The 24,660-nt window shown below is 66.8% G+C and carries 23 protein-coding genes and 1 tRNA gene; 17 read left to right on the top strand and 7 right to left on the bottom strand.

Annotated elements, in window-relative coordinates; genetic code table 11:
- Positions 1-3: 3 nt before the first annotated feature.
- Positions 4-648 (top strand): MspA family porin, encoded by a 645-nt coding sequence (locus NV348_RS11315; protein WP_447146879.1) that lies wholly within the window; start codon positions 4-6, stop codon positions 646-648.
- 76 nt (positions 649-724) lie between these two features.
- Here NV348_RS11315 and mscL read toward each other — a convergent pair whose 3' ends face one another.
- From mscL to NV348_RS11295, 4 genes are all read right to left on the bottom strand, one after another.
- Positions 725-1,168, bottom strand: a complete 444-nt coding sequence (mscL, locus tag NV348_RS11310; RefSeq protein WP_447146878.1) for a large conductance mechanosensitive channel protein MscL — start codon at positions 1,166-1,168, stop codon at positions 725-727.
- A gap of 159 nt (positions 1,169-1,327) precedes the next feature.
- Positions 1,328-1,999 (bottom strand): SAF domain-containing protein, encoded by a 672-nt coding sequence (locus NV348_RS11305; RefSeq protein WP_447146877.1) that lies wholly within the window; start codon positions 1,997-1,999, stop codon positions 1,328-1,330.
- Between the two features lie 89 nt (positions 2,000-2,088).
- The gene (locus NV348_RS11300) at positions 2,089-2,373 is read right to left on the bottom strand and encodes an FmdB family zinc ribbon protein (RefSeq protein WP_447146876.1); all 285 of its coding nucleotides are present in this window, start codon (positions 2,371-2,373) and stop codon (positions 2,089-2,091) included.
- 69 nt (positions 2,374-2,442) lie between these two features.
- Positions 2,443-3,042 (bottom strand): 5-formyltetrahydrofolate cyclo-ligase, encoded by a 600-nt coding sequence (locus NV348_RS11295; RefSeq protein ID WP_447151000.1) that lies wholly within the window; start codon positions 3,040-3,042, stop codon positions 2,443-2,445.
- A gap of 87 nt (positions 3,043-3,129) precedes the next feature.
- On the opposite strand from NV348_RS11295, the gene NV348_RS11290 reads away from it, so the two are divergent.
- The 5 genes from NV348_RS11290 (at position 3,130) to NV348_RS11270 (ending at position 7,367) form a co-directional block, all read left to right on the top strand.
- Positions 3,130-4,056 carry a UTP--glucose-1-phosphate uridylyltransferase gene (locus tag NV348_RS11290; protein ID WP_447146875.1) on the top strand — a complete coding sequence of 309 codons (927 nt, stop codon included), beginning with the start codon at positions 3,130-3,132 and terminating at the stop codon, positions 4,054-4,056.
- Positions 4,057-4,093: 37 nt separating this feature from the next.
- A complete protein-coding gene (gene glp / locus NV348_RS11285) occupies positions 4,094-5,353 on the top strand; it encodes a molybdotransferase-like divisome protein Glp (RefSeq protein WP_447146874.1) in 1,260 nt (419 codons plus the stop codon).
- A 12-nt stretch (positions 5,354-5,365) separates the two neighbouring features.
- Positions 5,366-6,016, top strand: a complete 651-nt coding sequence (locus NV348_RS11280; RefSeq protein WP_218721735.1) for a GNAT family N-acetyltransferase — start codon at positions 5,366-5,368, stop codon at positions 6,014-6,016.
- Between the two features lie 137 nt (positions 6,017-6,153).
- Positions 6,154-7,197 carry a divisome protein SepX/GlpR gene (gene sepX / locus NV348_RS11275; protein ID WP_447146873.1) on the top strand — a complete coding sequence of 348 codons (1,044 nt, stop codon included), beginning with the start codon at positions 6,154-6,156 and terminating at the stop codon, positions 7,195-7,197.
- 97 nt (positions 7,198-7,294) lie between these two features.
- A tRNA-Ala gene (locus tag NV348_RS11270) sits at positions 7,295-7,367 on the top strand.
- 308 nt (positions 7,368-7,675) lie between these two features.
- Here NV348_RS11270 and NV348_RS11265 read toward each other — a convergent pair.
- Positions 7,676-9,181 carry a peptide deformylase gene (locus NV348_RS11265; protein ID WP_062986969.1) on the bottom strand — a complete coding sequence of 502 codons (1,506 nt, stop codon included), beginning with the start codon at positions 9,179-9,181 and terminating at the stop codon, positions 7,676-7,678.
- Between the two features lie 276 nt (positions 9,182-9,457).
- Here NV348_RS11265 and NV348_RS11260 point away from each other — a divergent pair, with 276 nt between their 5' ends.
- The 8 genes from NV348_RS11260 (at position 9,458) to NV348_RS11225 (ending at position 17,019) form a co-directional block, all read left to right on the top strand.
- Positions 9,458-10,585 (top strand): radical SAM/SPASM domain-containing protein, encoded by a 1,128-nt coding sequence (locus NV348_RS11260; RefSeq protein WP_218721739.1) that lies wholly within the window; start codon positions 9,458-9,460, stop codon positions 10,583-10,585.
- Between the two features lie 11 nt (positions 10,586-10,596).
- Positions 10,597-11,571 carry a hypothetical protein gene (locus tag NV348_RS11255; RefSeq protein WP_084504819.1) on the top strand — a complete coding sequence of 325 codons (975 nt, stop codon included), beginning with the start codon at positions 10,597-10,599 and terminating at the stop codon, positions 11,569-11,571.
- Positions 11,572-11,618: 47 nt separating this feature from the next.
- Entirely contained in the window at positions 11,619-12,386 is a 768-nt protein-coding gene (locus tag NV348_RS11250) for a creatininase family protein (RefSeq protein WP_101465714.1), read from the top strand.
- A 5-nt stretch (positions 12,387-12,391) separates the two neighbouring features.
- Positions 12,392-13,591 carry an arylsulfotransferase family protein gene (locus NV348_RS11245; protein WP_101468438.1) on the top strand — a complete coding sequence of 400 codons (1,200 nt, stop codon included), beginning with the start codon at positions 12,392-12,394 and terminating at the stop codon, positions 13,589-13,591.
- A complete protein-coding gene (locus tag NV348_RS11240; protein ID WP_062992658.1) occupies positions 13,588-14,517 on the top strand; it encodes a glycosyltransferase family 2 protein in 930 nt (309 codons plus the stop codon). Before NV348_RS11245 ends, NV348_RS11240 begins: the two co-directional genes overlap by 4 nt.
- Positions 14,518-14,520: 3 nt before the next feature.
- Complete coding sequence (locus tag NV348_RS11235; protein ID WP_101465715.1) at positions 14,521-15,246, top strand: class I SAM-dependent methyltransferase; 726 nt, start codon at positions 14,521-14,523, stop codon at positions 15,244-15,246.
- Positions 15,239-15,838: a P-loop nucleotide/nucleoside kinase family protein gene (locus tag NV348_RS11230; RefSeq protein ID WP_245914555.1), complete on the top strand. Its 600-nt coding sequence runs from the start codon at positions 15,239-15,241 to the stop codon at positions 15,836-15,838. The genes NV348_RS11235 and NV348_RS11230 overlap by 8 nt, the downstream gene beginning before the upstream one ends.
- Positions 15,839-16,809: 971 nt before the next feature.
- Positions 16,810-17,019, top strand: coding sequence for a hypothetical protein (locus NV348_RS11225; RefSeq protein ID WP_062992643.1), 210 nt, complete (start codon positions 16,810-16,812; stop codon positions 17,017-17,019).
- A gap of 835 nt (positions 17,020-17,854) precedes the next feature.
- On the opposite strand, the gene NV348_RS11220 is transcribed toward NV348_RS11225, so the two are convergent.
- Positions 17,855-18,826: a tyrosine-type recombinase/integrase gene (locus NV348_RS11220; RefSeq protein ID WP_447146872.1), complete on the bottom strand. Its 972-nt coding sequence runs from the start codon at positions 18,824-18,826 to the stop codon at positions 17,855-17,857.
- Positions 18,827-19,918: 1,092 nt separating this feature from the next.
- Positions 19,919-20,746, bottom strand: coding sequence for a helix-turn-helix domain-containing protein (locus tag NV348_RS11215; protein WP_084504684.1), 828 nt, complete (start codon positions 20,744-20,746; stop codon positions 19,919-19,921).
- A gap of 937 nt (positions 20,747-21,683) precedes the next feature.
- On the opposite strand from NV348_RS11215, the gene NV348_RS11210 reads away from it, so the two are divergent.
- Genes NV348_RS11210 through NV348_RS11200 form a run of 3 tightly spaced genes read left to right on the top strand, consistent with a single transcriptional unit; the run spans position 21,684 to position 24,630 of the window.
- Positions 21,684-22,283, top strand: coding sequence for a hypothetical protein (locus NV348_RS11210; protein ID WP_157125497.1), 600 nt, complete (start codon positions 21,684-21,686; stop codon positions 22,281-22,283).
- Complete coding sequence (locus NV348_RS11205; RefSeq protein WP_245914560.1) at positions 22,280-23,512, top strand: cutinase family protein; 1,233 nt, start codon at positions 22,280-22,282, stop codon at positions 23,510-23,512. The genes NV348_RS11210 and NV348_RS11205 overlap by 4 nt, the downstream gene beginning before the upstream one ends.
- Positions 23,509-24,630: a lipase family protein gene (locus NV348_RS11200; RefSeq protein ID WP_062990429.1), complete on the top strand. Its 1,122-nt coding sequence runs from the start codon at positions 23,509-23,511 to the stop codon at positions 24,628-24,630. Before NV348_RS11205 ends, NV348_RS11200 begins: the two co-directional genes overlap by 4 nt.
- The last annotated feature ends 30 nt before the right edge of the window (positions 24,631-24,660 follow it).

The following is a 24,660-nucleotide window of genomic DNA, read 5'->3' as shown; positions in this document are numbered from 1 at the left end:
GTGATGATCAACGTTGGAAGCATGGCGCGCGCGGCCGGTCTCACCGCCGCGGCGACTGTGGCATTGGGCTTGTTCTCCCCGGGTGCGGCGCATGCCGACACCTTCGTTCCGCTGCCGGGCGGGCATATCAGCAAGACCCTGTCCGACGGCACCGTCGTCGATATCAGCATGGTCGGGGAGTCCGCGAACATCAATCCGTCGATGGGATCCACTCCCGCGCACCGGAATGCGTGGGTGTCGGGCAGTGCGCAGGTGTCGGTGTCGGGCGGTGGCGGCGGAAAGATCTTCCCCGGCTACACCGTCGGCTGCCAGGTCAACATCGAGGGCGGCGGTCCGCAGGCTGAGGGCGGGTTCGACTCCGAGGGCGCGGTGGGCCTCGGTGGCGGAGCGCTCTCGCTCGGCCCCGGCCAGTCCAAGTCCTTCTACGTCCTCGACCTGGAAATGCCCGACGACTACGGCGACGAATCCCACAAGACCCGCAACGCCTTCAAGGGCGGCAGCGGCTCGGTCACCTGGGCCGACGAGACCATCGGCCTGTCCGGCTGCGGTGGCTACGCCCAGGCGCGCTCGTTCGTGAGCGTCGAGGTGGAGACCGACAATGTGATCAGCTGGGTCACCCTGTGGGGCCAGCCGTTCAGCCTCGGCTGACGTCGGCCACCATCGCATCCGACCAGGTCGGGGCCGCGTTCTCTGGAACCGGTCCCGACCTGGTCGTCTGGGCAGCTCAGCGCGTGTGTTCGCCGTTGCCCGTGGCCGTCTCGGTCGCGATGCCGTGCTTGCCGTTCGAGGAGTTGCCCTGCTCGGCCAGCAGGTCCCGGATCTGGATGAGCAGCTCGGTCTCGGAGAGCTTCTCGTCGGCCTTGGAGAACCGCTTCTTCGCCATGGACGCGGGCAGCACCAGCACGAAGTACAGGATCATGGCGATCAACAGGAAGTTGATGCCTGCGGTGATGATGGGCCCGATCGCGATGAAGGTGGCCGGTTTGTCGGCCACCAGCTGGATGCCCAGACCCATCTCGTTGGACTCGCCGAAGACCGCGAGCAGCGGGTTGACGATCCCGGTGGTGAACGCGGTGACGATGGCTACGAACGCGGTACCCATCACGACGGCGACGGCCAGGTCGATCACATTGCCGCGGAGCAGGAAATCCTTGAAACCTTTGAGCATTGCCGATGCCTCCTTCGTCGAGGAGCCGGCCGGGGGCGCTGTGCTCCTGGTTCGAATGCGCTGAAACGGTCGAGCTGGTTCCTGTGTGATGCTAATCAGCAGTGCGGCAAATTTCTCGCGAACAGTGCCCTGGTGGCGTTTGCGACACCGTGCGCGATGTCAATGGAAGACGACGGTGAGTGCCGTTCGCAGCGAGGCACCGGCCACCGCCGTGGCGTATTCCGCGTCCAGCGCGACCAGGACCACCCGTTCCGCACCCGAGCGTCGCTCGCCTGTCGCGGTGACGAGGACCACGGCGGCGTCGGTGGCCAGGGTGCGCGCGGGCTTGCTCGCGCCGGGGCCACCCGCGTCCTCGACCCCGACGACGTCGACCCGATCGCCCGCGCGCAACACATCGGCCACCGCGGAGTCGGCCAGCCGGATCGGCACGATCCGGGCGTCGGGACTGCCCGCGGCGGCCGCGGCCAGTCGTGGGCCGACCACACGCAGATCGGTGAAGGTCTCCCCGGTGCGCATCGCGCCGGTGAGCGTCGCGCCGAGCAGCACGGCGGTGTCGGTGACCGAACCCGAAGGCAGCGAACGGGATTCGTGCCGGTCGACGCGCAGATCCTCGGCGGTGAGCAGCCTGCCCGGAGCCAGCTCACGGGCGGCGACGACGACGTCGTGCCGGGCGGTGCCGGGATCGCCACGGACGAACAGCGCCAGCGCGAGCAGCGCGAGCACGGCGGCCGCGATGCGCCGCGCGAGCAGCGCGTCGGCCCAGGCCGGGCGATTACCGAGGGCGAACCGCCAGGAACTGCCACGTCCCAGATCGGCGAGACTGCGAGTCATGCCCGAAGCCTAGGAGCGTGGCAGTGCGGATCAGCCGCCGAAAGTCCTGGTTGTGGACAACTACGGGGCTGTGGACAAACCGGCGGAGATCAGCTCGCGGCGGCGGGCGTGGAACTCGTGGTCGACGCGGAGCTGCTGCCGTTGGTGCTGCTGCTGTCCGAGGAGGACTTCGCGGGCTCGCTCGCGGTGGACGCGCCACCACGGCTGTCGGTGCGGTAGAAACCGCTGCCCTTGAACACGATGCCGACCGAGTTGAACAGCTTCCGCAGCTTCCCGGAGCACTGCGGGCATTCCGTCAGTGTGTCGTCGGAGAAGGACTGAACGATGTCGAAGCGGTTGTCACACTCGGTGCACGCGTATGAATAAGTTGGCACAGGATCCTCCGCAAGTCTCGTCGATCTAGCACTCTACCGCCGACACTGCCAACGTCGGAAATCGCCATTTCATTCCGGCGGAACGGACCGGTCACCGCCCAGTTCACGCAGCCCACCGCCGGGCGTCAGTGCCCACCCCATTCGCCGGTCGTGCGGTTCCTCCGGCAGCCGGTCGACGAGTTCATTATCCCGGACGACGGCGATCAGGCGAGTGCTGTCTGCGGCGGCCCCCAGCGTGCGGTCGTAGTACCCGGCCCCGCGCCCCAGCCGGACGCCGCGGCGGTCCACCGCGAGCGCGGGCACCAGGATCGTCGCGGCGGTAGCAACGGTGCCGGGCGGCAGCGTCGCGGTGGTCGGTTCGAGCAGGCCGAAGCGGGCCTTGCGCAGCGAATCGGGGCCCTCGTAGCGCGCCCAGCTCAGCGGTCCCGGCTCCCCGGTCACCGGCAGCAACACCGTGGCGTCGCGCACACGCAGCGCGTCGAGCATGCGCAGATCGCCGGGCTCGCCGCGGATCGGGACATAGGCGCAGACGACATCGTCGGCCCCGGCCAGCGGGCCGATCGCGGCGGCCAGCGCCGCGGCCTCCCTGGCATGGTCGGCGGCCCCGACCTGTGCTCGTTCGGCGAGGATGTGGCTGCGCCACGCATATTTGGTGCGCTCACCGGGCATCTCCACAGCGACCACCCTAAGCTCTTGCCGACGCCGGATCGTCGCGACGGGCGATCGGACGGCACGCTGAATGGATAGGGTATGCGCATGACAGACAAGACATCCGGTTTCCGCACTGCGGTGGTACCCGCGGCCGGTCTCGGGACGCGGTTTCTGCCTGCCACCAAGACGGTGCCCAAGGAATTGCTGCCGGTGGTCGACACCCCCGGCATCGAGCTCGTCGCCGCCGAGGCCGCCGATTCCGGCGCCGAGCGGCTGGTGATCGTGACCTCGCCCGGCAAGGACGGCGTCGTCGCCCATTTCGTCGAGGATCTGGTGCTGGAGAGCACCCTGGCCGAGCGCGGCAAGTTCGCGCTGCTGGAGAAGGTCCGCAAGGCCCCCGGCCTGCTCGATGTGACCTCGGTCGTGCAGGAGGAGCCGCTGGGTCTCGGCCACGCGGTGGCCCAGGCCGAGGCCGTGCTCGACGACGACGAGGACGCCATCGCCGTGCTGCTGCCCGACGATCTGGTGCTGCCGTGCGGCGTGCTCGAGACCATGAGCCGGGTGCGCCGGGAGCGCGGCGGCTCGGTGCTGTGCGCCATCGATGTGCCGAAGTCGCAGGTCAGCGCGTACGGCGTCTTCGATGTCGAGGAGCTGACCGAGGGCGCCGAGGCCGATGTGCTGCGGGTCAAGGGCATGGTCGAGAAGCCCGAACTGGCCGACGCGCCGTCGACCCTGGCCGCGGCGGGCCGCTACCTGCTCGACCGCGTGATCTTCGACGCCCTGCGCCGGATCGAGCCGGGCGCGGGCGGGGAACTGCAGATCACCGATGCCATCGCCCTGCTGATCGCGGAGGGACACCCGGTCCATGTGGTCGTCCACCGTGGGTCGCGCCACGATTTGGGCAACCCGGGCGGCTATCTTCGAGCTGCCGTCGATTTCGCCCTCGAGCGGGAGGAATACGGCCCGCAATTGCGTGAGTGGCTGAAGTTCCGGCTGAGTCCGGAGTGGGACCCCAACTCCCCGAACGCGTAAGCGCGGCAAGCGATGGACACAGAGACACAGGAGCTCGATGCGCTCGGTTGAGGATCAGCTGATCAAGGTCACCGCGGCCGCGGTCGCACCCAGGCCGGTCCGGGTCGCGATATCGGAGGCCCAGGGTCTGCTGTGCGCGGAGGACGTCGTCACCGAACGGCCGCTGCCCGGCTTCGATCAGGCCGCCATCGACGGTTACGCGGTGCGCAGCGTCGACGTCTCCGCCGCGGGCACCGACGTGCGCGACGAAGCGGGCGAACTGATCGACCTCACCCTGCCGGTGGTCGGCGAGGTCGTCGCCGGTTCGCGTCAGCCCATCCGGTTGCAGCCGCGCCAGACGGTGCGTGTCGACACCGGCGCCCCGTTGCCGACCCTGGCCGACGCGGTGCTGCCGGTGGACTTCACCGACGGCGGCCGGGCCAGGATCAAGGTCTTCGAGCCGGTCCGCTCGGGCGACTACGTCCGCCGCATCGGCGACGACGTGCAGCCCGGCGACGTGGCCGTGCGCGCGGGCACCATCATCGGCGCCGCCCAGGTGGGCCTGCTGGCCGCGGTCGGGCAGGACAAGGTGCTGGTGCACCCGCGGCCGCGGCTGTCGGTGATCTCCATCGGCGGCGAGCTGATCGATATCGATCGCACGCCCGGCCCCGGCCAGGTCTACGACGTGAACTCCTACGCGCTGGCCGCGGCCGCGCGCGACGCGGGCGCCGACGTCAACCGGGTCGGTATCGTCAGCGCCGATCCGCGCAGGCTGCGCGATGTGGTCGAGGGTCAGCTGGTGCGCTCGGAGGTCGTGGTGATCGCCGGCGCGGTCGGTGGCTGGGCCTCGGACCAGGTGCGCGAGGCGCTGGACGGGCTCGGTGAGCTCGAGGTGGACCGGGTGGCCATGCATCCGGGCTCGGTGCAGGGCTTCGGCCGGCTCGGCCGCGACGAGGTGCCGACCTTCCTGCTGCCGTCGAATCCGGTGAGCGCGCTGGTGGTCTTCGAAGTGATGGTGCGTCCGCTGATCCGCATCGCGCTCGGCCGTCGTCAGCCGATGCGCCGAATCGTCAACGCCCGCACCATCACTCCGATCACCTCGATGCCGGGCCGCAAGGGCTATCTGCGCGCGCAGCTGCTGCGCGACGAGGCCACCGGCGACTATCTGGTGCAGCCGCTGGGCAACGGCAACGGCGGGTCCTCGCATCTGCTGGCGACGCTGGCCGAGGCGAACAGCCTGATCGTGGTGGAACCCGACGACACCGATTTCCGCACCGGTGACGAGGTGCGGGTCGCGTTCCTGGCGCAGCGCGGCTGATCAGTGGACTCGATGAACGTATTCCGGGCAGGTCAGCATCCCGGATGGCCCGCCCGGCTCGGTCCGGTGATCGTCGCGGGTGGCCAGGTGACATTGCGCCCGGTGCGGTTCCGCGACGCCGCCGCGTGGAGCCGCATCCGCCTGCGCGATCGCGACCACCTGGAACGCTGGGAGCCGACCGGGCGCGGCAGCTGGGAGGCGCGCAATCACGCGTCGAACTGGCCGTCGCTGTGGACGAGCCTGAAGGCCGAGGCCAGGCGGGGCGCGATGATCCCGCTGGTGATCGAGGTGAACGGGCAGTTCAGCGGGCAGCTGACCATCGGCAATATCGTGCGCGGGGCGCTGCGCTCGGCCTGGATCGGCTACTGGGTGGCCAAGGATCTCGGCGGTCAGGGCGTGGCCACCGCCGCGCTCGCGCTGGGACTGGACCACTGCTTCGGGCCGGTCGGCCTGCACCGGGTGGAGGCCACGGTGCGGCCGGAGAACCTGGCCAGCCAGGCGGTGCTGCGCAATGTCGGGTTCCGCGAAGAGGGTTTGCTGCGCCGCTATCTCGATGTGGACGGCGAATGGCGTGATCATCTGCTGGTGGGCTTGACGGTCGAAGAAGTCATGGGGACCGTCGTGGACCGCCTGGTCAGAGAGGGTCGAGCGGCGCTGCCGTGAAATTTCTGTTACTCATGTGGCAGGTGTGCACGGCGCGCCTGCCGCGAGGGCAGGCGTGCCCGAATTAACCTACGGACGTCGGTAGTGCGTCCAACTATGGATAAACGCGCAGGCGGGGACGGGAGGTGATGACCGCGATGCCGAATTCGATCCTGTGGATCGGACTTGTGGTGCTGTGGGTCTTCGTCCTGTTCCCGATCCTGGCGGACCGGCATCCCCGGATCCGCCGCACCACCGATGCCGCACTCGCCACGCGTGTGCTGCACCGTGGCGGGGCCGAACGACGGATTCGCATCCGGGCGGCGGGCGGTCACGAGAGTGACCCCGACTACCGCCCCCGTGTGCTGACCAAGCGCCCGCACCGTACTGATTCGGAGGATCGGATGACGACATCGGCCGACGAGCCCGTCACCGAAGCTGACGACGAGTTGCTCACCCCCACACCGGAACTCGAGGCCGCGTCGAAAGCCGAAGGCGACCTCGACGACGGCGTGATCGAAGACCGCACCGAGGCCGCGGATTCCGCGTCCGCGCAGACCGATGACGCTGCGGCGGAGCCGGATCCGGCGGACGAGGCCACCGCGGACGACGACGAGGCGGACCCGCCCGTCGCCGCGCGCATCCCGCCCGCGCCGCCGGCGCGCCTCGAAGACGCCGCCGCGGACCCCGGCGACGCGGCCGACGACGACGATGAGGACTTCGTGCCGAACCGGCGCGGCCGCGGTGGCTACGACCCCGAGGCCGACGCCATCGCCCGCGCCGCCCGCTACAGCTTCCGGCAGCGCGCCGTGCTCGGCCTCATCATCGCCACCATCCTGTTCGCCGCGTTCGGCCTGCTGCTGAATTCGATGTTCTGGTGGGCGTGCGGGCTGTCCACGGCCGTCCTGGTCGGCTATCTGGCCTACCTGCGCAAGCAGGTCCACGTGGAGGAGGAGATCCGCCGCAGGCGCGCGGCGCGCCTCACCCGGGGCAAGCGCCGCGAGGCCACCGCCACCCCCGAGGCGGCGACGACCCGGCGCACCATGGACCGTGACACCGCGCGTGCCCTGCGCCGCCGTTCCACCCTGCTCGACACCGACGACGAGGACCCGATGTTCGAGCACCTGGAAACCTTCGATCCGGCCACCGCACGCGCGCTCCGCACCCGGGTCGAAGACCTCGGCCGCGCAGTCGGCGAATAACTGGTCGAACCACGCAAAACAGCAGGTCAGAGTACCGATTCGGTATCTGGGCGCAACGCCTGATACAGTGTCACAGCGCGGTTCGCCAGAGCCGCACGGGGCTATAGCGCAGTTGGTAGCGCGTCTCGTTCGCATCGAGAAGGTCAGGGGTTCGATTCCCCTTAGCTCCACAGTATGTGCAGGTCAGGCCGGGTTCCGAGAATTACTTCGGGCTCGGCCTGACCTATTTCTCGTAGTAAGTCCCCACTAATACTCGCGACCGCATCCCCACTTTGCGAACTCTAAAGTCCGGCGTACCGCACCGCACCTGACCAGCACGGCGGTGTCGGTCGGTCGGTCGGTCGTGGCAGCATGCTCGGTGAGGTCGGTGCCGATCCCTCCAGGCATCGGATGGCAAGAACTCAGGTTCCCGGACACTGTCCGGGCACCTGATCCTCAACGACGATGCGTTCCAGTGCCGATTCCTTCGCGCGGCTGGTCAGTAGGCCCAGTTCGCGCCGGTGCCCCGGTACTGCTCAACAGAGATCGGCTCCACACCAGGCTTCAGATGGTCGAGGTAGAGAGTTGCGTGCAGGTGGTCGACTTCGTGTGCGACCAGGCGTGCGACTCCGCGGTCGAACACTGCAATTCGGGTGTTGCCGTCGATGTCGGTGTGCTCGACGTGGATTGTCAACGGGCGCGGCACCCGTCCGCGCAAGTCGAAGAAACTTAGGCATCCCTCGTACTGTTCGTCTTCGCCGCCGCCGGTTTCCACGATGCGTGGATTGAACAGGGTGATGGTGTCCCCGTTGGGAGTTCGGACGATCGCCGCGGCCCTGCTGATGCCGATCTGCGGGGCGGCTATGCCCATCCCCTTGCCGAATACGTGAGCTTGGGCGACACGTTGAGCTGCCGAATTCAATTCAGCGATGACACGGCGTGCGTCTTCGGCCTCGGCGGGCAGATCGAACGGGCGTGCGACCTCACGCAGGATCTCGTCACCTTCCTGCGCGATGCCCAGACCGGCCATCACCCTGCTCGGCGGAGTGCGCTCGTCGTCGCTACGTCCCCGGAAGTCCCACTCGAGGCGGTAGCGGGCATGCAGTGGCGGATGGTCGGTGGACCAGGAGTACATGGCTCGTCCCGGTTCGGCCTGGTGGGTGATGGGTGTGCGGAACGGCTGCCCTTCGGCAGTCATCGAGGTCTCGAGTCCCCAGACCGACGGTTCGAGCTCGGCCGGGAAATCCAGCCGGACCGAGAGGCGATTGGTGGGCAGACGGACCGCGCGCTGGAACCAGTTGCCCCAGTGGGCCGCCGAGACGGTGTATTCGTAGTCGATCCAGCAGGCTTGGCCAGGGTAGAGCGGGAAGTGGCGTCCACTGTCGGGTTCGCTGAACATCAGCCAGACTTCTTTGAACGCGTCGCGGTCGTGGTGGGCAGTCCACGTCATCGGCTCGGTTCTGTTTTCGCCGTACCAGGCGTGCAGGTCGATCTCTTCCCAGGTCAGCGGGTTTTCCTGATAGAGGTGGTTGGACCGTTCAGGGTCGCCCGGGTAACGGTCTACTGAGATCCGGATCAGGTAACGGGTGATGGGTTCGGACCCATCATTGATCAGCCGCCGCCGCTGGCGCAGTCGGTAGTTGAGGCCGTCGAACGACAAACTCGCATCATCGTGATCAACGACGAGCGACCCCGCCGAGTCGCGCGATTCGACAGCTACGGGCGACCGGACAGTGCCGGGTCGAGCGGCGATGAACTCGGCGAACGCAGCCCGCAGCGCACCACCGGCTTGGAGGATCGATTCGGCGCGCGCGGCGAACGCCTCCGAGGGCTTCTCGGTGCCGGACTCGATCTTGGACACATAGGGACGGCTGTAGCCCAATTTGGCCGCCAGCGCACGCAGCGACAGCCCTCGGACATCACGCCACCGGCGCAACTCGAGCGCGAAGACGTTGACCTGCGTGTTCGCGGGTTCATTGGCGGGTGAAGTTCCGGCCGGGGTCACTGTCAGGCGCTCCTGTTCGCGGGGGTGTGCGTGTGCGTGCGTACCCCGTGAGTATGAGCCCACTCTGTCGAAACACCCTGCACCCGTGGCGGAATTGGACGCACTCCGACACTGCGATCACATCCCGCTTCGACGGTCACAGCGGGAGACCGCTGATGCCGGAACGGCCAGCCTCGCGTGGCACGACCAGACAGGTGCGCTCACATGACTCCACTTCCCATCTCGGTACAGACCTCGCCATATCTGACGCGCGTCGATCCCGGTACACCGTCACCGGTGAGGTACTTCTCCGACACGTTCGGCCCTACCACCCCCGTCAACGAGACTCCAACCGAGGGCGCGGTGTTCGGGATCGTCGGCCTGGACCGCCACATCGACTGGCACACCGATCCCCGCATGCTCGAACTGCTGGTCGCCTGCGCGCGCGAACCCCGCGACGCCGCGGAGCTCGTGCAGCGGTTCGGTGCGACCCTGGTGGCCGAAGCCGCAGCGCGCCAATGGCTTCAACCACCAGAGGAGCTGTGCCAGGACTACCGGCTCGTCTCAGGGGAGATCGAAGTCACCGCCCACTGCAACTGGGGGTGCCGCAGCTGCCCGGTAGCGGTCGATCCCAAGCCACGCCGAACGATGCCGATGAAGATGTTCATCGATATCGTGGACAAGCTGGTCGACCACGGCTCGATCGACTACGTGACCTTCCAGTTCTTCAACGAACCCACCCTCGACCGCTACTTCGCTGACCGCATCGACGTGTTGGCCCGACACGGGATGCCGTTGGCGCTCTACACCAATGCCTCCGCGCTAACCCCAGACAAGATCGAGACCCTGCGCCGTTCCGGAGTGCTGCGCACGATGGTGGTCAACCTGCCCAGCGACGATCCGGCCGAGTTCGCCGACCTGACCGGCTCGGCCAGCTACACCCACAGCACACGAAACGTCGAAGCCGCACTGGCGGCCGATCTTCCAGTGCAGATCGGCGTCAACGGCGTCGGCGAGCGGGGCACCCGCAATTTCGACGAGGTGCGCCGCCGCTTCGGGCCGCTCGGCGCGGAGGTGACCGCGAACCTGATGTGCGACCGGGCCGGTGACGTCGGCGGGGAGTTCGCGCAGAACCTGCGCATCGAGGGCCCACTGACCGGCTGCGGCTACCCGATTCATCACGCCAGCTTCAGCGTCGGCGGCGACCTGTTCCTGTGCTGCAACGACTACTACCAGCGCGAACGGTTCGCCAACATCCGCGAGGGTTCGATCCACGAGTTGATGACTAGCGAGGCTGCGGTCACCGCGCGCCGCAAGGTGTTCGGCGTCGCCGTCGCTGAGGACGACTTCGTGTGCAGGCGCTGCCACAACCAGACCCTGGACTTCGCCTGCCGTGACTTCCGACCGATCGCGACATTCGGATGATGGGGCACGCGATGAATTCCCAACGACCGGTGCGGATCTGGTACGTCGCCGCACAACGACTGTGCAACTTCGGCTGCACCTATTGCGTGTCGACCGGCGACTGGGCCAAGAGCAGCCGTGAGGACTGGCGGGCTCCACAAGACCGCAACAACTTCGCCGCCGTCGTCGACTGGATCGGTACCCGCCCCTTTCCGGTCGATGTCCGCCTCGGCACCCTCGGCGAACCCTTCGCCTCCCCGGCATTCCTCGACCGCGCCGCCTGGCTCACCCACCAACCCGGCGTGCGGTTCGTCGAACTGCTGTCCAACGCCTCACTGATCGAACGCCGTCTGCCGAAACTGGAACCCCACGCCAACCTCGGCAAGCTCTCACTCTGGTTGACCTGGCACAGCGGGCAAATGCCGTTGGAGAAGTTCATCGCCGCCGCCGCGTTTGCCCAAGACACCTACGGCTGCTTCGTCGTCGTGAACGCCCTGCTATTCGCCAACCACGACACCACCACCATCGGCCGCGTCAAAGCCGCCGCCGAAGCGGCCGGGCTCCGGTTCAACCTCGACCTCGGCTACGACCCGTCGGTGCCCTCGAACAACTCCACCAGCGCCGATGCCACAGCCGCGGTGCCGGTGCTGCGCGACGGCAGCAACGTCCTTGACGTGGTCGCTGCCTGTGGCGGCGACACCGAACTCACCCGTGTCGCCCTGACCGGGCTGACCTCGCCCCAGCACCGGGCGTGCCGGGCGGGCTCGGACTACGTGTTCCTCGACATCCACGGCGATGTCTACCGGTGCTCGCGCTACGCCACCCTAGGCAAGCACCGCTACGGCAACGTCCTCGACCCCGACTTCGAGCTACACCTGCGCGAGAACACCTGGGCCCCATGCGAAGCCGCCACCGGGTGCGCTAACAAAGAGGACTTCCTCAACCTGCGCCTGGCCGAGCACCTCCGTCCGTCGGTCGTGCCCAGCCTCGGCTGGACCGACGCCTAGCACCCACCGATCACCCGTTATTCGCTCTTACACAAGGAGATTCACCGATGCTGCTCGCCGAGATGACCTGGCCCGACTTCGATGACCGCGCACATCAGGGTCGCGCGATCCTGCCGATCGGGGCAGTCGAACCCCACGGTCCGCACCTGCCGCTGGGCGCGGACACGATGATCAGCGACTACTTCGCCCGCCGCTTGGCCGCCGACATCGACGCACTGATCGTCCCGTCGATCGGCTACGGCGTCGCCACCCCGTCTCAACGCCTCGGCGGAACCTTCCCCGGTGTCATCGCCGTCAGCGGCTCGACGTTCACCTTGCTCGTCACCGAGATCGCGTCCGCGCTGGCCGAACACGGTGTGCGACAACTCGTCATCGTCAACTCCGCCATCGACAACCTCAGCTTCCTGTGCGAAACGGCCCGCATCGTGACCGCCGCACACCCCGGCACCCAGGTCATGATCGTGCAATGGTGGGACGTCGTCGGTGAAGGATTCCGCAACGCCCTCGCCACGGAAACAGGGGTCGCCCGCGGCGATGACCACCACGCGGGAATGGTCGAATCCAGCCTGGTCATGCACGTCGCACCCGACACGACCCGCCCCGAACTCATCGATACCGACTCGACGGGGCTAGGAGCGCGTCGGTTCAGCTACGACGTGTTCCCGCTGCCCGCCGACGCCGCGACACCGTCGGGCATCGTCTACACCGCCCACACTGCCAGCGCCGAGATCGGCGTCCGGGTCGCCGACCAGGTCGCGCTCGAGATGGCGGCCGCGGTGCGGCTCGAATTCGGCATCGATACGGCGGGAGCGTGATCACGATGCTCGCACCCGACACACACTTCCTGTTCTCCCCGTCGGCGACCTATCCGAACCCGGTGGCGTGCCTGATCAACCGCGACGCCGAGATCGTCCACGCGTGGAGCAGCGATCTCGACCAACCCGACCCCTCGACCGCGCCACCGGGGTACCTGCGTGGATGGAACCACGTCGAACTCGGCGCCGACGGCGCCTTATATGCCACGGTGCCGTTGCACTCGCTGTTGAAGCTGGCGCCGGATTCCTCGCTGATCTGGCGGGCCGAGCTACCCGTCCACCACGACCTCGACATCACCCACACCGGTCAGGTCTTTGTCCTCACCGAGCAACCCCGTCTCCTCGGCGGGCCCGGCGATCCGTTCGTCCTGCTCGACAACTCGATCACCGTCCTCGACGACGTCACCGGCGCGACCACCGCGACCCACTCGCTGTTCGACCTGCTGATGAGCGACGCCAATCTGTCGGTGGTGATCGCCAGCCATATCGACCGCCGTCGCCGATCCCCGCACCACCACGCGGCCCGAGCGATCTATCACGACCTCGCCTGCGCCGGTTCGGTCCAACCGGGGCGTGACGCATCCCGGCTGCTGCGTGACGTACCGGGTTCTCCGGCAGATCTTCTGCACGCCAACACCATCGAGGTATTGCGGGCGCATCCGGCCGGGTTGTGGAGCGTGGGCGATGTGCTGGTCTCGATGCGCGAGCTCGACACCATCGTGGTCGTGGACCTGTCCGGCAACCGGGTGCGGTGGTGGTGGGGTCCCGGCGAGCTGTCGGGCCAACACCAGCCGACGATGCTGGCAGACGGGCACCTACTGGTGTTCGACAACGGCCAACGCCGCGGGTTCTCCCGCGTCGTCGAGGTTGATCCAATACGGCATGCGATCAGCTGGCAGCACCTCGCCGACCCGGCACGGAACCTGTTCTGTGCCGTGGCCGGCGGCGCCGAACCGCTCGCGGGCGGCAGCATCCTGATCAGCGACGCCCAAGCAGGTCAGGCGCTCGAAGTGGCCCGCGACGGTTACACCGCGTGGGCAGTGCGGACTCTGACCGCCGCCGGTGAACGCGCCCAGTTCTACCGAATGGCGGCCGTCGCGCCCACGACCGCCGCGTCGGTGCTCGGCCCGACCGATGGCCCTGCCACCCGATCGGCCCGCGATCTGGTGCGCTGCGAACTGCTCGACCTCGCGAGGACACCATGATCAGCGTCATCATCCCCACCCTCAACCGGCCCGGTCCCTTGAACCGTGCTCTGCGCAGCCTCGCACGCCAGGAATTGACCGACTTCGAAGTCATCGTCGTCGACGACGGAGGCACGTCACCCGTGCGCCCGGTCACCGACAGCTGGCGCACGGCGCTGCCGATCCGCTTGATCGAGACAGACCACTGCGGCGTCTCGGCCGCCCGCAACACCGCGATGGCCGCAGCGAACGGCGAATACGTCGCCTTCCTTGACGATGACGACATCGTGTTCCCCCGACACCTGCGCGCCGCCCACACGGTGCTCGACCGCGGCACCGCTGACGTGGTCTATGGCGGCGCGCTCGTCAGCTCCCGATGGATCGAATCCATTCCCCGCAACGTCCGCTGGCTGCCACGCAAGGACTACGAGTTCGACAGCCGATTCCTGCTGTGCGCCAATTTCATTCACACAGGCTCGCTCGTGTGCCGCAACTTCACCGACACCGCCGCCCAGTTCACCGAGTCGATGACCCACTGCGAGGACTGGGACCTGTGGCTGGCCTTGCACACCAGCCTCGGCTACCGGTTCGCCTACCTCGGCGAAACCACCAGCGTCTATCACCAGGTGCCCCAGTGCGGCGGTGCGGTCTCGGCGGCCTACCTGTCGAGCCCGACGCCGTTCACCCTCGCCCGCCGCAACATGTTTCGCACGTGGCCGAGCACCGACCCGCAGATTGTCGACTACCGTGCCTGGTTCACCGAGTTCGACGCACGCCTGGACCGACTCATCGAAGACGGCCGACCGGCCCCGGCCCATATTTACGAGTCAGCGGTGCGCACGCTGCACCACCGCTTCGTCACCGGTCATCGTGCCGATCACGCCGTGCTGGATTCGCTTCTGCCCGAACACCACTCAGCCCACCGTCAACCAGCAAGGGTCAGGTAGCCGATGCGCACCGATGACACTGTCACCACGTCCTATGACCAGCACGCCGCCGCGTTCGCCCAGGAGGCAGCCCACAGCCCCTACAACGCGCACTACGACCGCCCCGCGGTCTTGGACCTGTTGGGCGAGCTCACCGACCGCGTCGTCCTCGACGCCGGGTGCGGCCCCGGCCTCTACGTCACCGACCTGCTCGCTCGCGGCGCCCACGTCATCGCCGTCGATGCCTCCGCGAACATGATCGACCTCGCCCGCCGACACGTCGCCGGGCAGATCACCCTGCGCCAGCACGACCTCACCGATCCCCTGTATTGGCTGTCCAACAACACTGTCGACATCGTCCTACTCGCCCTGGTCATCCACTACATCGACGACCGGATCGCGCTGCTGCGCGAGCTGCACCGCGTCTTGCGTCCCGGCGGGTACCTGATCGTGTCCACCAGCCACCCGACCGCGGACTGGCTCACCGCCGAGGGCAGCTACTTCGACACCGGATGGGTGCAACAACGGTGGTCGTGCGGCATCACGCACCGCTTCTGGCATCAACCGTTGCAGGCATGGTGCGCGGAGTTCACCGCGGCCGGTTTCACCATCGACGCGATCACCGAGCACCAGCCCGCCGCCGAGATGGCTCGAACCCACCCCGCCGAGTTCGAAACCCTCACCCGCCAGCCTGGTTTCATCGCCTACCGGCTCGCCAAACCGACCAGCGGAACCGACGGCGATGCCTGACGTGCCAAAATTCGTCATGGCCAATTCCCCGCATTCTCCAGTGCTCGTCGTCGTCAGCGGGCCCCCGGGATCGGGCAAATCCACCCTCGCTCACGCCCTCGCCGCCGAAATCGGTGTCCCCGCGATCGTCCGCGATGAGATCAAACAGGGCATGGTCCAGGCCGCCACAGACCGAGTCACCGACTACGACGACCTGAATATCCCCGTACTGCACGCCTTCTTCGGCGTCTTGACCCTGCTGGCGCGCGCCGGGGTCAGCGTAGTGGCCGAGGCTGCGTTCCAGGACAAGTTGTGGCGTCCGGGCCTGACCGCGCTGGCTGAATTCGCCGAGATCCGCGTCATTCACTGCACCGCGCCGCAATCGGTCCTGCACGAACGTATCGCCCACCGCGTGGGGAGTGATCCTCACCGGCAAGCGCACAACGACCAGGGTCTCCTCGCGGCGATCGCCGCTGGTGGCCAACCCGTCGGCGCGTTCGTGCCGGTGAATATGGACGTCGCGGAACTGGCGGTCGACACCACCGACGGGTACCAGCCCGGTCTCAAAGCGATCACCCAATTCGCCACCCAACCGGCCCAGGGCAAGGCCTGATCGCGGCGCTGCTCCGGCACCAGAGATCTGGCCACGCGCCGAATTGTCAGTAGTGACGCGTCGCTACTGACATCTCCACGGGGTTCCCGAAGGATTCCGCGCACGCGCGCACGCGCGCAGAACCGGTCCTTGACCTGCGGTTTACTAACGTTCCGTGACGAACGCTACTGACACGAGTGACGAACCCCCAGGTCGCCAACTGACATCCAAATGACGAATCTCACCGCGCGGGATGCCGAAGACGCGTCGTTGACTCAATATGTGATTCGATTCATATATTCAGGCGCTAAATCCTGTCTGAACTGCGACTATCTCAAGGTTCGAAGGGAACGAGGCTTGCGGCTTGTACCGGATCAGTCCATCGTGAAACCTGCGAGGTATGACCCTGATGGACTTCGCTCACAGTGCTTTCGCGGCCATCGTCGTGCTGAAAGCTCCTTGGGCACTTGCAGTGGCAGTCGCTACACTTCACCCCGATCCTGCTAGGCGCGACGCGGCCCGACAGACCTTGCGGATCATCAGGGGAGGACGGTGATGGCCGACAGCTTGGTTAGCTATCTTCGTCGCCAGCCCCATGCGCGGAAGATGCTCGAGATCCTCGGAACGGTAGGTTCCATGTGGGACTACGAGTTACGCGAACGGACGTATGCGGGCGGCAGTTGTCCGTTCGGCATCGCCTTCGGAGGGTTGCTGAATAGAGACATGGTGTGGGTACAGGGGCATCATCTCTACCGACGTCGCGTGGGTATCACTATGCGCGGACGGCGTGAGCTTGTTCGCTGGCGGACGTCGGAGCGGGCGGCGCATTCAAGGTGTTTGCCCGCCGCCGATGCTAAATCCGCGTCTGGAGGCCCGCCTGTGCGATTCGACCAGTTCGAGACCCACCAGTACCAGCGAACACGGCGACCGAAGACGAATTAGTGGCCCGCGAGATCGGCTATTGCGAAGAACGGCCACCGAGCTGAGACACAATGGCCCGTCAGTGCGAAGGGTCGGGATGCGCCGGACTGCGTCCGCGATGGATTAATGGGATCGACGCGATCACCGAGCACCAGCCCGCCGCCGAGATGGCCCGAACCCACCCCGCCGAATATGAAACCCTCACCCGCCAGCCTGGTTTCATCGCCTACCGACTAGCCAAACCGGCCACCAGCGATGGTGGGATCGACGACGATGCCTGACGTGCTAAATCCGTCGTGGCGAACTCCCCGCATTTTCCAGTGCTCGTCGTCAGCGGGCCCCGGGATCGGGCAAGTCCACCCTCGCTCACACCCTGGCCACGGAAATGGGTGTACTGGCGATCATCCGAGATGAGCTCAAACAGGGCATGGTCCAGGCCACCACAGACCGAGTCACCGACTACGACGTCTGTCCGTTGTACATCCCTTCGGAAGTGCTTGGGCGCCCGCTAACGATCCGTGCGTGTCGGGTCACTTCGGTGCAGACGAGCGCTTGCCGCGTTGCGCGTCGCGTCGATTTGGCGATCGTTGGCGCACGCGCGGTACCACAAATCGTGCGCCACCAGATAGGTCGGATCGGCGGTGACCGGGTTCTCGGAAGCCGCACCTGTCGTGCTACCGCACCGAGTGCATGGGAACGCAGACGACGAATCCAGGAATCGAGCCAGTTTCTCCTGGAAATTCGCCGGATGACCCATGCTGTCTACTCCGACATCGAGTGCGTGCCCGCAGGCGAACCGCATGGGTACCCAGAACAGCTCCGTGGGGTCGGTCGTTGGTAGTTGTGCGTCGGACCGAAGTCCTTGCTGCTGACCCCATCGCGCGCGCTGCCGTGCCTGCTCGTCCGGTACTGATCCCGTCACCACTACCTCCCGATATGTCGTATTCGGTCCACCCGCATCATCGACCCATACAGATACGCAGCTGCGACGATAGGCGTTGCGTCTCCCTACAGCGCGCACGAATCCGTTTGCAGCCGAGGGTACGCACTGCCAACTAGCCGCCTACGGTGCGGTGAAGTTGGCCACCGATATGCGATCCCGATACCGGAAGGGCATCAGTCCGGCTGGCCGGTCAGCGCGTTATCGACGATATCGGCGGCCACCTTGTGCGGACGACCTCGCTCCAAGTAGTACTTCTGGGCCGTGGACACATCGGCCTGGCGCAGGACGTCGGCGGTGATGCGGGCCGACAAGCCGGCGTCATCGAGGATGGTGGCCATGGCGTGACGGAAGCTGTGCGCGGTGATGTCCTCGGCAATGCCGAGTGCCTCGCGAACGCGCTGCCATGCGTGTCCAACGTTCTGTGGGTCGCGCAAGGTCCACACCGCGGACGGGAACACCAGATCCAGGTCGTCGGTTCCTGGTCGTGGAGGTGATGTGAGGCGTCGTTCCGCCAGGGCGGCCTTGCGCAGCCTGAGTACTTCCACGGCGAACTCGGGCAGTGCCGTGGTGCCGGGGCGGTTTTTCGGGTCTTCCTCTCTCGTATCGCGGACAAGCCCTTTGCCCGGAACTCGGACGACCTTGCCTGTGAGGCACAGCGTTTGCGCCTCCAGATCGATATCGGACCACAGCATCCCCAACATCTGGGATCGACGTAGTCCGGTGGCGGCGTAGACGGTGATGATGTCGACGAGGTCAGCGCCTTCGCAGTATTCGGCGACAGTGGGCGGGGTGTATGCCTTGACCGGTGTGCCACGCTGACGCTCGGCTTTCGAGAGTTTGCGTGGGCACGGGACCTGAGAGGTTCGCACGGCGCTGAGGATGAAGCGGAGTTGGTCGATGGTCAGGCCACCCGCGCCGCCGGTGCGGCCTTTGGGCGCGATGTTTCGGGCCAACTTGGTCTCGCGGACCGGGTTGGTCTGCATCGGTGTCCGGCGGACGGCGAACCCGAACATTCCGGAGAGCACGATGCGGCCCATCCTCATGGTCGAGGGCCCTTTGGCGTGGCCGACCTTGGTGAGGAAGGCCTCCACGACCGAGGTGGAGACTTCGAACAGTCGCCGCCCACCGAACGCGGTGTCGAACATGTCGGCGACCTCCTTGTAGCGAAGGAGCGTGCCCTCGGTTCTGCCCAGCGAGATGAGGTGTTCGCGATAGTGCTCCCACAGCTCTCGGACGGTCATCGAATCGGACAGTGCCTCGTCGAGTTCAGCACGGATGTCGACCGCGGCGCGCAGTACGGCTTCGAGTGCGCGTTGTCCGGTGCGGTCCGGGACCGCGCGGCCCTGAGCGCTGAGTTTGAGGGGAGACACGCGGGTGACCTCGCGTCGTCTGCCTGAAGTGTCGCGGACGTACACCCGTGCACTCCAGCGACCGGGAGAAATCTCGGTGAGCATGGGCTTGCCGGGGACGCCAAGAGGCCGTGGCGGTCTACCGCGCCTCATCGTTGTCCTCCTGTGGTCGGTCGTTCAGGTCCGCCAGGGCGGTTTCGAGTGCGTCGATGTCCCAACGGAATTCCTTTCCGACTCGGATGGGTTTGGGTAGCCAGGTGTGCTTGCCTGGTTGGCGGGACCACCGGCGCAGCACTTCGGGATGGATGCCGATGTGGGCGGCTGCGGATCGGGTGTTGACCCACCGGCGAAGCGGCGGAGGATGTGGGGTTGGGGGTTCATCGCTCACCGGCGTGCCTCCGGTCGTGGTCGGCACGGATTTCCGTATGCGCTCTGTCGGGCGCCGCGCACTAGAGGCGGGCGGAAATCGCCAAGAAGCGGTCCTGCCTTCGCGCGAGGTCGGCGACGAAGGTGGCGTGAGAAATGGTGTGAATATGGCCCGGCCGAGGTCGAGTCATAGCAAGGGTCAGACTGACTTCGGGCATTGCGAGGCCACCGGCGATCGGCGATGGTGGCGTGCGATGACGCCGCCGGAGAATGGTCGCGCCCACAGGGCGGGACGGGTGTCGAGTGAAATTTCATCGGGCATCATTTCTGCCCGATCAATGGCTCTTCCAACTACAAGGAAACACGACTTTCGCGGAGTTCGCCACCAAGTTCTTGCCGACACCTCGAAATTGCTGAACATTAGCCGTTGATTGTTGGGCGAGGCCGACCTGTGAAGGCTCACAAAGACCCGACCGGCGCGACAGGTCTGTCATCGCTGCGCCGGCCGGGAGTTGTTGGTGATCAGTCGAGTTCGGGTCCGGAGTAGGACTCTGGCGTGGCGGTGATCAGCCGGATGTGCTTGGCGACGATGCTGTCGGTGAGCGACAACTGGTAGGAGATTCCGCTGTGGTTGGTGCCGTGTGCGTGCAACAGGCACCGGGAGTCGCGGCCGCGGGAGACGTTCACGCTCGCTGCCCACAGTCGTTGAGCTTCACTGCTCGGGGCCAGCGCGGCTACGAGTTCTTTTGCCTGCACCGAAGTCCGGTGCCTGCCGAGCGCGGATTTCATCATCGCGACCGCCCAGGACCGTTCGCCGTCGGGATCGACGAGGACGGTCTCGGCGTGCTCGCTGAACATCCACACCGGTGCCGATCCAACGTCATCGATGCCGGTCAGTGCATCGGCGAACAAGTCGTTGCGCGACAACACATTCCACATCGGGTCGATATAGGCGGCCAAGACTCCTCGGGCCTGGAAGCGTTCGAGGTTGACTGCCAACGCGGTCTCGGCTTGGACGTAGGTGCGAAGGTAGTGGGTCGGGGCCAGCGGGATATCGGGGAGGGCGAGATCATGCAGGTGCGCGGCCATCGCCTGGTCAGATCGGTAGCCGAGAATGACCCCTTCGAGGGTACTCAGCGACGGCTCGCGCTCGCCGCGTTCGATGCGCCCGAGGTGGACCGCGCTGAACCCGACCACATCTGCCGCCTCGTCACGAGTAAGGCCCAGATCTTCGCGGATCCACCGGCACGTCGTGCCGAGGTCTGGAATGGACACATCGGGTCGGGTCGGATCGCGTCGACGCCGTCGCCGCGTCCGATCCGAACGCCGAGAAATATCGTCCTTTTTCATAATCTCCCCCCCGGGAGCTAGTGGTGTAAGTCACAGGCTGAGATGTTTGAGGTGCGGTTTGCCTGTTGGTGATGGGTCCCTGTCTACCAGAAGGGTTTTCATGCGGCAAGTTTGCCGACTGCTTCGTGATTGCGGACGGCGGCGTTCGCCAAATATGCGGCGTCAGTAGAAGTTTCAATGTCGCCGGGACGCTTTCGGGCAGGCAAGTAAACACGGTGTTAATGAACCCGTTTCGGTCCTGTAGATGCGCCGCCAGCGTTGGTTCCTCTTAACTGATCATTTTAGATATATCCAAACTGGATCAGTTAACGACCTAGCGGCCCAGTCGGTTTCATGGCTTGAATGGAAAGCGAAAGAAATTCCCTCCAAGAAAGGAAATCCTGTGGATCCGATCGTGATCGCGAGCTACATCAACGCCGGGCTGTCGCTGCTGGCCAACGGGGCTGCCCTGGCCAACCAGGTCCTCTACCTGGCGCTGACCTTCCTCTGACGTTCTCGCTGTACGACACCGCCGCGCCAGGTCGAACACCGGCCGGCGGTGCCAGGCAGACACCGATTTGAATTCACGCCGCGCGCCATCAAATCCCGCTGCGGCACAAACCCTCTGCTTCACCCTTCGACTAGAAAGGGTCGACCGGTCATGCCCAAAAACACTCCGACCGCACGCACAACAGTCGCTCGCGGGCGAGATCGAATCCCCGGTATTCGTCGAGCCAGCACCCTGCTGTTGGTGGCCGCGGTTCCGGTAGCTGTAGCGGTAGGGAACGCCGCCGCGGCCAGCGCCAACGGACCACTATCCACTGTCGCAGACCAGGGTGGCGTCACCAGCCCAACCCAACCCGGTACCGAAACGCCCACGCCGCCACCAGCTCCCGAACCTGAACCTGAACCTGAGCCCGAACCGGCGCCGGTGGTGTACTACGAACAACCCCAGCAAGTGCGCACCGCACCGACCCGCCCTGCCCCCGAGGTGGACGAGCCGGTGGAGCCGGTGCGGATCGAAGAACTCCACCTGCCCGTTCCGGTGGAGCCGGTCGCGCCGATTACCCCGCCGGAGAACACGATCCGGATAGGGGAGTGGCAGACACCGAGCCCCGACTGGGTTCCGGTGGAAGTGCGCGACACCATCAACAACACCGCAGCAGGCGCCGAAGCGCAGATTGCAACCGCCCTTGACTCCGTCGGTATCCCGGCGGGGCGCTCCGATCGCGTCAGCGGCGCGGTGCTGGGAGGCGCGGGACTGGGCGGTGCGGCTGGTGCGACCGTGCTCGGCGCACCCGCGGCGGCGGTCGGCGCGACGGTGGGCGGGCTGATCGGCGGCACCGTCGGCGGGATCGCCGGTGCCGCACTAGGAATCGTGATCCCTGTCCCCATCATCGGACAAGCCACCAGCGGAGTCGCGGGTACCGCCCTCGGTGCTGCGGCCGGAGCCGCGGCAGGTGCGGCGATCCTCGGCGTACCCGCCGGTGCTGTCGGCGCGGCGGTCGGCGGGACGATCGGTGCCGGGTTCGGCGCGGGCGTCGGAGTCGGTCAATGACCACGAGCGCCGCAGGTCATGTCGCCGCTGTCGTCGCCGCGATGGTGGGGGCGGCGGTACTCACCGCCTCCTCACCTGCGGCCCCTGCGGTCGCGGTGCCGATCAATGGGTGCCCGGCCTTGTTCATCCTCGGTGTCCAGGGCACCGGCCAGTCGTCGCCGACCGCGGATCCGCTCGCTGACACCGGTGTCGTCGGATCGCTGATCGGGCCCGTCGCCAATGCGGTGCCAGCCCTCGTACAGCGGGCCTATATCGGCTACGACGCCGGATTCGGCGGCATCGTCCCCGGTGGCGGCTCTGACCCGTATGTGTCCTCGGTGTCGGGCGCGCGGGCCAATCTCGACTCCGCTGCACGCCACGTCGCGCAGGTGTGCCCGGACACGATGCTCGCCGGGATCGGCTACAGCCAGGGCGCCCAAGCGATGGCGAGCTTCGCACGTGATGTCGGCGCCGGAAACGGGCCCGTTGCGGCGGAGCGCGTCGCGGGGATCGCGTTGTATGCCAACCCCGATCGCGGCGAGCTCGAACCGGTCTTTCCTGGGAGGCCGGGCCAGATCGTGCCCGACCCCGCACCCGGCACGTCGGGAGCTGCGGTTTCGACCGTGCAGGTCCTCGCGGCCCCCGCGGGGGGTGCGGGCATCGCCACCACCGACCAGGGATACGGAGCACTGGTCGGGCGGGTCGCCGATATTTGTAGCGACGGCGACCTCGCCTGCTCCGCTCCAGGTCAGGCCGCGGTCCTGCGGTTGGGGGCGCAGGTCTTCGCCCAAGCGGACCTGACCAACCCCCTCGCAGCTTTGTCCACTCTGGGTGCGTCGCTCTCGGAGGCGCTCGGTGAGGCATGGAACACCGTGATTCTTAACGACTTTCAGGTGGGCGCGGGAGGGGTCGACTATGCGCCGCAAGTTGATCTGGGGCAGCGGCTGGTCGATGCCGGTGACCCCCGCACATCCGTCACGGATCCGGGTGCGGCAGCTGCGCGATGGAATGAGATCAGCGCGACGGTCATGGCGAATCCGCTGGTGCTGTTGCCGAGGTTGCTCGCCCAGCTCGGTGGCGCGTGGGGCCAGCTCGCGGCCGAGAACGCCGAGCTGGTCAACCCCGCGACGTGGTTGCGGTTCGCCGACACGGTCGGGCGCCACAACGGCTATGCCTTGACCGGCCAGTTGAACTCGGGCATCGCCTGGATGATCGCCCTCGCCCACGACATCGCGGGATCGCGCTCATGACCAGCACCGGGGCGGACGAGTTCCGCGCGAACACCACGATCGGGCCCGGCACCCCAGGCAAGATCCTGCGCACCCGCGAGGTCATCGTGCCGCACATCGCCGGTCTGCGGCGGGCATGGCAGGTGATCTACACAACCAAAACCAGTTCTGGCATCCCGGTCCCCGCCTCAGGCATCGTGCTCGAGCCGGCACCGCCGACCGGTGGTGCGGTGATCAAACCCCCCTTGGTGGTGTACTGCCCAACCTTTCACGGCCTCGGTGGTCGGTGCGCTCCCTCTCAGCTGCTGGTCGAGGGCAACGAACCCGACACGAGCAGCATCGCCGCCGCGCTCGTGCAGGGATGGACGGTCGCGGTGCCCGACGGGATCGGCCTGGGCATCCACGGCGCCGGACCCCACCATTTCCTGGCAAAGCAGGCGGGCGCACATGCGGTGCTGGACCTGGCTCGCGCTGTCGGGTCCCAGCCTGCCGACGGCACTATCGAGGGTCCGGTAGCGGTCTGGGGCTACGCCGACGGAGGCCGGGTTGCCGCCGCAGCCGCAGAGTTTCAGCCCGCCTACGCTCCCGAGCTCGATCTTCGCGCAGTCGCGGCCGGTGCGGTAATCCGCGATCCCGGTGCGCTGATAAACAGCCTCGACGGCGGACCATGGTCGGGCCTGGCATTCGCCGGCATGGTCGGACTGGGCCGGGCTTACGCGCACCTTCCGGTCGATCACCTACTCACCGACCTCGGCGTGCGCGCGGTCCGCGCGGCTTCCGAGCTCGACCTGGCGACGTTGCTGGTGGAGTTTCTGCATCCCCTCGCTACATGGTGTGAGCGCCCCGACCCCTGGAACGACCCGGTCTGGAACTACGTCCTCACCCACGAAACCCTGGGCACCTTTACACCCTTGGTGCCGATCCACCTGTACCACGGGCTGCTCGACGGGCTGGTGCCGATCGAGTCCGGACGCGAACTGTTCGCCGAGTACAGCTCCCGCGACGTCGCGGTGTCCTGGTCGGAATTCGACGTCACCCACCTCGGCGCAGCTGACCTCGGAGTCCCTGACGTCCTGACCACCTTCCGGGCGGGATTCGCCAGACCACCACGCCATCAAGGCCCCAACCCGACCAACTGACGCGCCTGCCCGCGCCACCCCCTCCGGCGC

The organism is Nocardia fodinahabitans (assembly GCF_052983615.1).
The sequence above is the reverse complement of the archived record's forward strand: the minus strand, read 5'-3'. Positions and strand labels throughout refer to the sequence as shown.

Bases quoted from the DNA above. Each gene is read 5' to 3' on its own strand.
- NV348_RS11315 (WP_447146879.1), top strand. From the start codon at position 4: ATGATCAACGTTGGAAGCATGGCGCGCGCGGCCGGTCTCACCGCCGCG.
- mscL (WP_447146878.1), bottom strand. From the start codon at position 1,168: ATGCTCAAAGGTTTCAAGGATTTCCTGCTCCGCGGCAATGTGATCGAC.
- NV348_RS11305 (WP_447146877.1), bottom strand. From the start codon at position 1,999: ATGACTCGCAGTCTCGCCGATCTGGGACGTGGCAGTTCCTGGCGGTTC.
- NV348_RS11295 (WP_447151000.1), bottom strand. From the start codon at position 3,042: ATGCCCGGTGAGCGCACCAAATATGCGTGGCGCAGCCACATCCTCGCC.
- NV348_RS11290 (WP_447146875.1), top strand. From the start codon at position 3,130: ATGACAGACAAGACATCCGGTTTCCGCACTGCGGTGGTACCCGCGGCC.
- glp (WP_447146874.1), top strand. From the start codon at position 4,094: ATGCGCTCGGTTGAGGATCAGCTGATCAAGGTCACCGCGGCCGCGGTC.
- NV348_RS11280 (WP_218721735.1), top strand. From the start codon at position 5,366: ATGAACGTATTCCGGGCAGGTCAGCATCCCGGATGGCCCGCCCGGCTC.
- sepX (WP_447146873.1), top strand. From the start codon at position 6,154: ATGCCGAATTCGATCCTGTGGATCGGACTTGTGGTGCTGTGGGTCTTC.
- NV348_RS11255 (WP_084504819.1), top strand. From the start codon at position 10,597: ATGAATTCCCAACGACCGGTGCGGATCTGGTACGTCGCCGCACAACGA.
- NV348_RS11250 (WP_101465714.1), top strand. From the start codon at position 11,619: ATGCTGCTCGCCGAGATGACCTGGCCCGACTTCGATGACCGCGCACAT.
- NV348_RS11245 (WP_101468438.1), top strand. From the start codon at position 12,392: ATGCTCGCACCCGACACACACTTCCTGTTCTCCCCGTCGGCGACCTAT.
- NV348_RS11240 (WP_062992658.1), top strand. From the start codon at position 13,588: ATGATCAGCGTCATCATCCCCACCCTCAACCGGCCCGGTCCCTTGAAC.
- NV348_RS11235 (WP_101465715.1), top strand. From the start codon at position 14,521: ATGCGCACCGATGACACTGTCACCACGTCCTATGACCAGCACGCCGCC.
- NV348_RS11230 (WP_245914555.1), top strand. From the start codon at position 15,239: ATGCCTGACGTGCCAAAATTCGTCATGGCCAATTCCCCGCATTCTCCA.
- NV348_RS11225 (WP_062992643.1), top strand. From the start codon at position 16,810: ATGGCCCGTCAGTGCGAAGGGTCGGGATGCGCCGGACTGCGTCCGCGA.
- NV348_RS11220 (WP_447146872.1), bottom strand. From the start codon at position 18,826: ATGTTCGACACCGCGTTCGGTGGGCGGCGACTGTTCGAAGTCTCCACC.
- NV348_RS11215 (WP_084504684.1), bottom strand. From the start codon at position 20,746: ATGAAAAAGGACGATATTTCTCGGCGTTCGGATCGGACGCGGCGACGG.
- NV348_RS11205 (WP_245914560.1), top strand. From the start codon at position 22,280: ATGACCACGAGCGCCGCAGGTCATGTCGCCGCTGTCGTCGCCGCGATG.
- NV348_RS11200 (WP_062990429.1), top strand. From the start codon at position 23,509: ATGACCAGCACCGGGGCGGACGAGTTCCGCGCGAACACCACGATCGGG.